This window comes from Streptomyces sp. WAC04114 (genome assembly GCF_019733245.1).
Taxonomy (GTDB): Bacteria; Actinomycetota; Actinomycetes; order Streptomycetales; family Streptomycetaceae; genus Streptomyces; species Streptomyces massasporeus_A.
In genome coordinates, this window is sequence record NZ_JAIGQA010000247.1 from 1 (window position 1) to 9,512 (window position 9,512).

A 9,512-nucleotide genomic window follows, 5' to 3' on the forward strand; every position below is an offset into this window, starting at 1 on the left:
CGGGTGAGGTGTGCGGGCGGGATGCGGGTGAAGGCAGTCAGGCGGTGGGCGGCTTCGGCGCTGAGGTGGATGTCGGTGGCGGGCGGGGCCGCGTAGGTGCCGGTGGTGGTGACACCAGGCAGTTCAGCCGCGGCATCGACGGGTCCGGAACACGCCCGCATCGGCGGGGAGGACTCGCCACCCCCGATGACCGCCAGTACGAGCAACGGAACACCCCCGCAGTAGCGGGGAGGACCGGTCGCCGAGGCGCAGGGCGTCCAGGATGATCGGACGGGCGTGCTTCGGCGCACCCCCGCGTCGGCGGGGGAGGACGCCGGGCCGTTACCGACTACTGATCTTTTCGTTAGTTCAGTGGGGTTGGTGGGTGGAGGGTGAGGCCGGTGTGGGTGAGGAAGGACCAGGGCAGTTGCGGGTTGTGGTTGATGCGGTGGATGCCTTGTTCGGTGGCATCGGCGACATCAGCGAGGTGATCGCCTGCGAGGTTGGCGAGTTCGCGCTTCTTCAGCGAGGACCACAGCAGTTCTACCGGGTTCAGCTCGGGCGCATAGGCGGGTAATCGCTCCAGGGTCAGCCAGTCCTGTTCGGCGACCCAAGCTCGCATGGCCCGGCTCCAGTGGGCGGACAGCCCGTCCCAGACCAGGATCACCCGCTCTCCACGGTAGAACAGCTTCACCTGCTCCAGGACCTTGATGAGTGCGGCGGTGTCGTAGCTGCCGGGCTTGAGGTGGAAACACAACCTTGGTCCGCGCCCGGGGTCGGTGGCGTGGTAGCCGAGAGCCGCGGCCATCGAGGCACGTTTCCAGTTCAGACGGTGTCGCAGGAGCGGAGTGCGGCCGCGGGGCGAGTAGGTGCGACGGATCTGAGGGAGCAGGGAGACGCCTGATTCGTCGAGGAACACGATCCAGGCACGTGTGTTCACGGCCCCCTTTTGATGCGCGGCCACTCGTGCGCGATCCAGCGGGCAATCTCCGACTCGTCCCGTTCCACCGCCCGCCGTTCGGGCCGCTGCAGACTCCACCCGAGTCGACCGGTCAGTAACCGCCACACTGATGCCCGCGACAAGACCACCCCGGTCACCCGCTCTACGACCAGGCCAACCCGCTCCAGCGTCCACAGATCAGCCTCGAAGCCATGGGCTTGGGCGCCCTGCTCCAGTGCGGTCCGCACCTGCTCGACCTGAGCATCGTCCAGCTTGGGCGGACGACCGGTGGCCGGACGCCGGCGCAAGGCATCGGCGCCGCCCTCCTCCCAGACCCGTTTCCACCGCCGCACACTCTCGTCGCTGACTCCCAGCATCCGCGCGATCTCCGCACCCGAACGTCCCTGACCGAACAACTCGGCCGCCCGCACACGCCGCGCCTCGGCCAACTGCGGCCGAGTCAAAGGAGGAACGACAGACGAAGGCTTGAAAGACACCGCATCAGGATCCCACCAACAAAGCCATCGCTCCCACGGAACTAACGAAAAGATCAGTAGTGCTGGATTCCTCTTTCGCTGGGTATATGTCCTGGTGGCGGGGTGGTTCGGGTGCTCGGGGGCGGGTGCTGGGCGGTGGTGTTACGGGCACGGCTGAGCCGTGACGAGAACGAGCAACGGCTCGTGTTTCGACTTTCGCGAGCGCGTAAGGCGCCGCGCGATCTGGTGGTGCGGGCACGCATGGTCGAGCTGAGCTGGTCCGGACAGCGAGTCCCGGCCATCGCGGACGAGTTGAGGTGCAGCCCCAAGACAGTCCGCCGCTGGTTGCACCGCTTCAACCGCTCTGGCCTGGACGGGCTGGAGGACCTGGGCGGTCAGGGCCGCAAACGGCGGATCACCGAGGCGGAACGCTCAAGGATCATCGGCCTGGTCAGACAGCCTGCGCCAGGCCGGCTGACCGTGCAGGCGGACGGCGAGCTGGCCGCAGCGGACGAGTCTGGGCCGCCGGAGTGGACCCTTGACGCACTGGCCGCCGAGTCCCGGCGGCTAGGCATCGACGTTGGCCGCAGCCAGGTCCGCCGGATCCTGCTGGCCGAAGGGGTGCGCTGGCGTCGCACCCGGTCCTGGACCCGCTCGAGGGACGCGGACTTCGAGGGAAAAGGACCAGGATCATCGGGCTCTACACCTGCCCGCCCGACGGCGCGACGGTCGTCTGCGCCGACGAGCTCGGACCGGTGATCCCACGCACGTTCCCGCCGGCGCCGGGCTGGTCGCCGGACGGCCACCGCATCAAGTCCGAAGTCGACTACAGCCGTGGGCCAGAGAAGACCTGGGTCTACGGCGCTCTGCGAGTGCGGGACGGACATGAAATCACCATGACCGCCTCCTCCCGCAACAGTGCCTTCTACCAGCAGTTTCTTCAGAAGGTCGAGGCAGCCAACCCCACTGGGGTCATCTACGTCGTCACCGACAACCTGTCCTCGCACAACAGCCTGTCCACCCGGACCTGGCTGGAGGACCACCCCAGAATCCGGCACGTCTTCATCCCCGTCGGCGCCTGCTGGCTCAACCTTCAGGAAGGCTGGTGGCGCATCTTCCGCAAGGCCGCCCTCGCCGGGCAGTCCTTCGCCGGACCACCCGAGATTGAGCAAGCCACCCGTCTTGCAACAGCCCAGCTCAACGCCCGAGCCCGGCCCTGGGTATGGGGAAGACCCGCACCTTCACCCCGCGCCTTACGGCGCCGGTATGTGTACACCGTTTGAGGAATCCAGCACTAGACCTCTGCTGCGCCGCCTCATTCGCGGTCTCCTATGCCAGGGGGAGTCCAGGAGCCGGCCCGAGGCACCGAGATCGCATCCAGCTTGCCCCGCAGATACGTGTGCGAGTCCATGGGCTCGTAGGCGATCTGCCCCTTGGGCGCCGGGAGCGACGTCACCCGCGTGCCCGGATCGCACTCGTAGAAGTAGACCAGCGACATCAGTTCCTCGGACGGCTCGTCCGCGGGCGGCGGCAGCACGCGGTGGCGGCCGGACCGCCAGCGGTCGCCCGTCCAGCGGGCCATCAGATCCCCGATGTTGACGGTGAAGGCCGCCGGGTCGTACGGCGCGTCCTGCCAGCCGCCGTCGTCCGTGAACACCTGGAGGCCGCCGCGGCCCGCCTCGCGGTCGAGGACCGTGACCGTGCCGAAGTCGGTGTGCGGACCGATCCGGAACTGGCCCGGCTGCGGCGCGCCAAGCTTCTGCCTGCTCGGATACCAGTTGATGTTGAAACCCCAGGTCGAGTGGCCGGTGTACCGGGTGAAGAACGACTCGGGCTCGCCGAGCGCGGCACCGAGCAGCTCGAGCAGCCGGTCCGACAGCGCCCGCATCTGCGCGAGGTACTCCTCCACGGCAGCCCTGAGCGCGGGCACCTCGTCCGGCCAGGTATTGGGCAGGAACCACTCGGCGTCGACGGCGGGGTCGCCGGTCGGCTCATCGGCCGCGAAGGAGAGCGACTCCTTGAGATCGGGTGGGGTCTCGATGCCGTCCGCATAGGCGTTGGCCTCCGCGCCGGGGCCGAGCCAGCCGCGCTCGCCGACCCGCACCGAGTACCGCTCCTTCACGGCGGCCGACAGCCCGAAGAACTCGCGCGCTGCCGAACGGATCCGGCGCCGCAGCGCGTCGTCCACGCCATGCCCGGTGACCAGCAGAAATCCGGCCGACTGCAGGGCCCGGTCGACGACCTGGGCGATCTCGGCACGGGCCACGGGGTCCTCGGCGAACCAGGGTCTCAGATCGATGGTGGGGATGGTCACACAACAACTCTCCAGTGCCCGGACTCTTCGGGCAAGGTGCCCCGCCCCGGACAAAATTCCAGTTTTCCTGCGGGACCGACGAGTTGGAGTCTTTCATGGTGCGGGCAAAACAGACAGGGGATCGCCGACCCGGGCGATCCGGAGGCAGGGGGAGGCCTTGATGACCGGGCAGGACGGCACGGCGCGAACCGAGTGGGACGGCGACGACATCGCACCGGACTACGGCCAGTTACTCGTTGAATTCCCGCCAGGGCGCGGCATCCGGCAGGTCGCGGTCGGTCCCGCCGACCTGCTCCGCCGCTCGGAGGACGCGGTGAACGCCGCCATGGGAACCATCCGTTCCATGGCACAGCGGGTCAACGCAGCAGTCGGCTCGCTGCCGCGACGGCCGGACGAGGTGGAGGTCGAGTTCGGTATCACGCTGGACGCCGAAAGCGGCGCGATGATCGCCAAGGCGGGCGTCGGCGCGGCGCTCACGGTGCGGCTCAACTGGAACGCGGACAGTCCATGACGGGAGAGCCGAACTCCGGATACCAGGTCAGACTGCAGAATGTGAGGCTCATTACCGTAAGGATCGCTCTGTCCGACAGCGGGGAGACGCTGGGCAGCGGGGTGGCCATCGCCAGCCGAGGGCTCGTGGTCACCTGCCGCCACGTACTGGAGGCGGGCGGGCTGGACGTGCGGGCGTCCGAGCCTCCGGAGGTCGACATTCACTTCCCGGCCGTGGATCACTGGAAGGCCGTCACCCGCCGGGCCAGGGTGGTCGCCTACTGCCAGGACAACGACGACGACATCGTCTGCCTCAAGACTGAGGCGCCGATCCCCAACAGTCGAGTGGCCGTACTCGGCGATGCCGCAGCATCTGCATGGAACGAGTTCATCGGCTACGGTTACCGCAGGCTGGGCAAGTACCAAGGACTCCTCGCCCAGGGGACGATCATGGGCGAGATCGAGGCTCCGGAGGGCCATGCCCTGCTGAAGGAGCCCGTCCAGCTCCAATCGTCGGGCATCGCCGAAGGCATGAGCGGAGCCCCGGTGCTCGACCGCGTGCGCAACCTGGTCGTCGGCATGGTTTCCGAGAAATGGGGCTCGTCGGGAGCAGCCGAGGACCGCGACACCGCCTGGGCGGTCAACGCCCACCTCGTCACCTTTCCGCCGTTCTCGCTGGTCATCCGGGCCGACCCGTTGCCGATGCAGCATGCGGAACCGCCGCAGATGGACGATGAACTACTCCGCAGGGTTCAGCTGCCGCGGTCCCACCGGCTGGAGGACGCGCCCGCCTTGCTGAACGAGTGGGTGGGGCGTGAAGCGCTCCTAGCCGAGACCGACCGGGTGGCGGACGACCCGGAGACCTTGGTCGTTGGACTGATCGGGTTCGGCGGCGAGGGCAAGACCACCATCGCCCGCCAGTGGCTCGAAAGCCGGCGTAGAACGGCCCGGGTCAACGCCGACCAGGACGCGCAGCCGTCCCGCATCTTTTGGTGGACATTCGCCGAACGCTCCGGGGCCGACGACTTCCTGGAAGCCGCGCTCGACTACGTCAGCGGCGGCCGGATCACCTCCGAGGACTGCGGCGACGGACGGGCCCGCGCCGAGATCATCGCCTCGCTGCTGAGCACCCAGCCGTACATCTTCGTGCTGGACGGGCTCGAAGCCGTACAGGAGCAGCGCGGCGACCACTACGGGGCCATACTCAGCCCGGATCTGCGGGATTTCCTCACCTTCTTCGCCACACCCGGCCACCCGTCCTTCTGCCTGATCACCTCCCGTGCACCGGTGGTCGATCTCATCTCCTTCGTGACCCACCGGCAGATCGACGTTCCCTCGCTGACCGCCCAGGCGGGCCATGAACTCCTGGCGACGCTGGGGGTACGCGGCTCCGACGCGGAGCTGGAGCGGGTGGCCCACCAGTGGGGCGGGCACGCGCTCACCCTCAGCCTGATCGCGGCCTATCTGGTCAAGCGGTACGGAGGTGACGTGCGCCGGGTCGCCACCTTGCCGCGACCGGATCCGGACCTGCCCCGGGGGGAGCTGGTACGGCGCATCCTGGGCCAGTACGACTCGTGGCTGTCGGAGGCTGAGCGCGAACTGCTCATAGGGTTCAGCGTCTTCCGCACCCCGGTGGGGGAGGAAGCTCTGGAGGCCGTACTCCCACAGAACGCGCAAAGCGTGCAGGGCGTGCAGGGGGAGGTGAGGTGTGGCTCGGCGCTGCCAGTCGCCCATGCCGCCGCACTGGTTCATCTCGTCGACGCCCGGGTGGTGCGGCGCGACCAGGGCGGCCGGCTCGGCACCCACCCCCTGATCCGCGACTACTACTACAAGTCGGCACGCAGCAGCGTGGACCACACCAGCCTCCACGAGTGGGCCAAGCGCTACTACATGCGCGTCGCCGACGCACGCACCGACCCCCCTGCCACACTCGACGGCCTCGATCCACTGATCGAGGCTGTCCATCACGCGTGCCGCTCCGGCGCGTACGCCGAGGCGTATCTGCTCATCACGGACCGGCTGTACGCAGGCGATCGAAACCTGATCACCCGTGAACTCAGCGCGTACGACACGGTCCTGTCGTGCTTCACCGACTTTTTCCCGCGGGGCGACTTCCGGCGCGAGCCCTTCACGGCTGGCGGCGACCCGGAGATGCGCGGCTGGGTCCTGCACGAGGTCGCCACCAGTTTCCAGATGCTGGGACGGCTGTGGGACGCGGTGGTCACACTGCGCCGCGCCGAGGCGGTCTTCCGCGGTCTCGGCTGCTACCACCAGGCTGCCATCAGCTGCCAGAACCGGGTCGAACTGCACTTGGCTCTCGGACAATTGCCTGGCGCCGAGGAGGCCATCGAGAGTGCCTTCGAACTTGCCCGGCGGGCGGGCGACCGTGAGCACGAACTGGTCGCCGAGACCCTGAGCGGCACCCTGCACCACTATCGGAGCGACCACGACGCCGCGGAGGAAGCCTTCGCCTCCGCGCTGCGCCTGGCCCGGGAGTTCACCCCGATCCCCCTCCTGTACAGCTGGAGCGGCATCCATTACGCGGAACATCTGCGCACGACCGGACGGGCCGCGGCCGCGCGCCGGGCCCTGGAGGCCAATCTGACCGTCTGCCGACGGGCTGGCTGGACCGCCGACGAGGCCGCCTGCCTGATCGGACTGGGGGACCTGGCGCTGGACGAGGCGGGTCCGTCCCGCGGCGATCCGGGCAGCGACCCCCGCACCCCCGCCGAGACGGAGGCACTGCAGCGGGCGCGGACCCACTTCGAGGCGGCCCACGCCATTGCGCGCGGCATCACCCGCCGGGATGTGTTGATCGGTTCGCTGCTCGCCCGGTGCCGCCTGGCCGCGGCCACGGGCCGGTCCGCGACCGCACGTGGGGACGCGGACCAGGCGCTGGCGATGGCGGGCAACGGCGGATACCGGGTCGCGGAGGTGGAGGCCCGGATCGCCCTGGCCCGCGTCTACCAGGACCTGAGCTACGAGGAGGCCGCTTGGGACGAGATCAGCCAAGCCTCCGAGGTGGCCCGGGAGATCGGCTACCGCCGGGGCGAGGAAGCCGCCCTGGCAGTGGAGACTAGCTTCGAAGGCAATAGCTGGGCGTAGGTCAGGCGTCGGCTGCGGTTTCGTCGCCGTCGGAGACGTACGAGGAGAGTTCCCCCGCGAGCGAGTCCAGCAGGGCTGCCGGAACCCGGCCATCCATGGCCGTTGTCTCCCGGTGGGGTACGGGCTCCAGCGGCTCTGCCGCCTCCTCGGTGCCCGGCCCGTCGTCCTGCGTGGATGTCATCGATCTGTTCCTCTCCGCGACCAGAGGGTCACCGTGTGACCATCATGCCGCCGCGTCTCGGACAGGGCACTAGATTCCCGAGAAAGTTGTGCCGGACACCTGCTCCGCGGCCACGACCGCAATCACCTGCAACGCGGACACGTCTTGGATCACCTCCCGCCCGCGGATCAGGGAAGCGACCTCTGCAGCGCTGCCGACCAGCCGAGTTCTTGGTAAGCGGGACCAGAGCCGGAGAATGAGGGTCCATGTTGCGCAACCCCTGGTGGGCATCCTGGCTCCTGAGCCCAGCCTCGTAGTTTAGCGGCGGGAGCCGGGCGAACGGCTCGTCTTGTTGCCTCAACTGCGCAAGCCGTTGGGGGCCGTCCCGCTGCCGGCGGCGGGCAGGCGACGGACGTTGCCGACCGTGGCGGCTTGTTCCCGCAGACGCTCGATCTCCTCGTGCTGGGCCGTGAGCCGGGAGACGGCAAGTGTCCTGAACGCGGTGAGTTCGGCCAGCGCCTCGTCCCGTTTTACGACCCGTTCCTTGAGCTCGGCGATCTGGGCCTTGAGCCGTTCGATCTGAGCGGTCCGAGGGGCAGGGGCCTCGCCCGCGTCGCGCTGGGCCTTCAGGCGACGCTCGAACTCCTCGCCGAGGTGTTGGTAAGGGCCGGGACGGGTGGTGCCGTCGCGGCTATCTTTTGGATAAAAGCTGGTACGCGTCACCCCCGCTTCGGCTGCCAGGGTTTTCAGATCGCATTTGCCGCCGGGCGGGAGTTCGCCCCGCAGCAGCCGGTCGATCGCGGCGCGGATCGCCTCCTCGTTGCGGGCCCGGTCCGCGTGACTGATCCGTGGCATGTCACTCGCCTCCGTCCGCTGTACTGGCCGCCGTCATGATTTCGTCCACCACCCGCTGGGCCCGCTCCACCTCGGGCTCGAGCCGCCCCTTCTCGCCTTTGGGGAATCGCGGGTTGGCCAGGAAGACCTTGCCGGTGTCGACCTGACTCTGCCAAACAGGCAGGTGACAGGGGTGGTGGGTGGCCTGCGGGCAGCGTGCGGAGTCGCACATCCCGCCCAGTGGCTGCGTCGCGTCCGGGGTGCCCGTCAGCTTCAGGCACAGGGCCTTGTGCGGGTCACGGAACCAGCAGTAGTTCGCGGTCTGCAGATGCAGGTGCTTGGACTGCTGCCGCAGCAGGTTCCCCAGCCGCCGCTCTGCCTCCAGTACCGCCGCGGTGCCGGGATCGTGGTCCTTGAGCTGGGTGTCGATGTGCTCGAACGCTTTGATCAGTTCGCGGGCCCCGGGGCCCGCCGGCATGCGGCCCGCGCGGTAGTCCTCCAAGGCCTCCTTCGTGAGCTTCAGGTGGTGCTTGTCCTGTTCCCGTTCCACCTCGGCCAGCAGGTTGCCCTGAGAGCCGCCGGGCCGGTTTAATGGTGCAGTCGGGTATTGGAACTCCCCGAATGCATGCCTAATCACGCGCTGCCGCCCTCGGTCGTTCCGAAGCGCGCCAGGAGGTGCCACACCTTCTTGAGTGCCTGTTGGTCATGGAGTCCGGTGCGTGCGGCGTCACCGATGATCCGGGGATTGAGGTAACCGTCGACGGCAACTCATCGGCCCTGCCGGGGCCGGGAAGACCACCTCGCGAACACCTGGCCCGCCTCGCAGGTCCTGTCCTTGGACGCGCTACGCGAGACGGTCAGCGACGACTTCTTGTCAAGTTCAGCATGTTGAGGTGAGATCGCCTGCGCACGCTCTCGTCATCACAACGGTTGGTGGTCTCCGAGCTGCTCGGGGACCACCAACCGTTCAGTACGGCCGGGCTATCAGTGGAAGAAGTTCCAGTAGGAGCCTGCGCTCACCAAGCCGCTTAGACCGTGTCCTACATGGTCAGCTTGAGAAGTCGCTTGTAGCAGCAGAGTACGGCTGCCAGTCCGAGAAAGGCCAGGTAGTTGCCAGGTTTTCGTTCGTAGCGGTGGTTGAGGCGGCGGTAGCCGGTCAGCCAGGACATGGTGCGTTCGATGACCCATCGGCGGCGACCGAGTCGTTCACTCGAG

Annotated in this window: 11 protein-coding genes and 2 pseudogenes; 4 read left to right on the forward strand and 9 right to left on the reverse strand. The window is 68.2% G+C overall.

Going from position 1 to position 9,512, the window contains the following annotated elements; genetic code table 11:
* The 3 genes and pseudogenes from K4G64_RS36355 to K4G64_RS36365 all read right to left on the reverse strand — a co-directional run.
* Positions 1 to 206 (reverse strand): annotated as a pseudogene (locus K4G64_RS36355) (hypothetical protein); the annotation flags it as partial.
* 137 nt (positions 207 to 343) lie between these two features.
* Entirely contained in the window at positions 344 to 919 is a 576-nt protein-coding gene (locus K4G64_RS36360) for a transposase (RefSeq protein ID WP_221760155.1), read from the reverse strand.
* Positions 916 to 1,416, reverse strand: a complete 501-nt coding sequence (locus K4G64_RS36365; protein WP_221760156.1) for a winged helix-turn-helix domain-containing protein — start codon at positions 1,414 to 1,416, stop codon at positions 916 to 918. The genes K4G64_RS36360 and K4G64_RS36365 overlap by 4 nt, the downstream gene beginning before the upstream one ends.
* 228 nt (positions 1,417 to 1,644) lie before the next feature.
* Between K4G64_RS36365 and K4G64_RS36370 the strand changes: the two genes are divergently transcribed.
* Together K4G64_RS36370 and K4G64_RS36375 are read left to right on the forward strand one after the other, a co-directional pair.
* Positions 1,645 to 2,154: a helix-turn-helix domain-containing protein gene (locus tag K4G64_RS36370; RefSeq protein ID WP_308122585.1), complete on the forward strand. Its 510-nt coding sequence runs from the start codon at positions 1,645 to 1,647 to the stop codon at positions 2,152 to 2,154.
* A complete protein-coding gene (locus K4G64_RS36375) occupies positions 2,088 to 2,678 on the forward strand; it encodes an IS630 family transposase (protein WP_221760163.1) in 591 nt (196 codons plus the stop codon). Before K4G64_RS36370 ends, K4G64_RS36375 begins: the two co-directional genes overlap by 67 nt.
* Before the next feature lie 32 nt (positions 2,679 to 2,710).
* On the opposite strand, the gene K4G64_RS36380 is transcribed toward K4G64_RS36375, so the two are convergent.
* Positions 2,711 to 3,709 (reverse strand): 2-oxoglutarate and iron-dependent oxygenase domain-containing protein, encoded by a 999-nt coding sequence (locus K4G64_RS36380; RefSeq protein WP_308122586.1) that lies wholly within the window; start codon positions 3,707 to 3,709, stop codon positions 2,711 to 2,713.
* A 160-nt stretch (positions 3,710 to 3,869) separates the two neighbouring features.
* Between K4G64_RS36380 and K4G64_RS36385 the strand changes: the two genes are divergently transcribed.
* The gene (locus K4G64_RS36385) at positions 3,870 to 4,220 is read left to right on the forward strand and encodes a CU044_2847 family protein (RefSeq protein ID WP_221760157.1); all 351 of its coding nucleotides are present in this window, start codon (positions 3,870 to 3,872) and stop codon (positions 4,218 to 4,220) included.
* Between the two features lie 41 nt (positions 4,221 to 4,261).
* Positions 4,262 to 7,303, forward strand: coding sequence for a trypsin-like peptidase domain-containing protein (locus K4G64_RS36390; protein ID WP_221760158.1), 3,042 nt, complete (start codon positions 4,262 to 4,264; stop codon positions 7,301 to 7,303).
* 1 nt (position 7,304) lies between these two features.
* On the opposite strand, the gene K4G64_RS36395 is transcribed toward K4G64_RS36390, so the two are convergent.
* From K4G64_RS36395 to K4G64_RS36410, 5 genes and pseudogenes are all read right to left on the reverse strand, one after another.
* Positions 7,305 to 7,484, reverse strand: a complete 180-nt coding sequence (locus K4G64_RS36395) for a hypothetical protein (RefSeq protein ID WP_221760159.1) — start codon at positions 7,482 to 7,484, stop codon at positions 7,305 to 7,307.
* Positions 7,485 to 7,820: 336 nt separating this feature from the next.
* The gene (locus K4G64_RS36400) at positions 7,821 to 8,318 is read right to left on the reverse strand and encodes a hypothetical protein (RefSeq protein WP_221760160.1); all 498 of its coding nucleotides are present in this window, start codon (positions 8,316 to 8,318) and stop codon (positions 7,821 to 7,823) included.
* A 1-nt stretch (position 8,319) separates the two neighbouring features.
* The gene (locus tag K4G64_RS36405; RefSeq protein WP_221760161.1) at positions 8,320 to 8,934 is read right to left on the reverse strand and encodes a hypothetical protein; all 615 of its coding nucleotides are present in this window, start codon (positions 8,932 to 8,934) and stop codon (positions 8,320 to 8,322) included.
* Positions 8,931 to 9,065, reverse strand: a pseudogene (locus tag K4G64_RS40815) (DUF3626 domain-containing protein); the annotation flags it as partial. The pseudogene K4G64_RS40815 and the gene K4G64_RS36405, both read right to left, overlap by 4 nt.
* A 272-nt stretch (positions 9,066 to 9,337) precedes the next feature.
* Positions 9,338 to 9,512, reverse strand: a 175-nt coding sequence (locus K4G64_RS36410) for a transposase (protein ID WP_221760165.1), incomplete at its 5' end; no start/stop codon positions are given.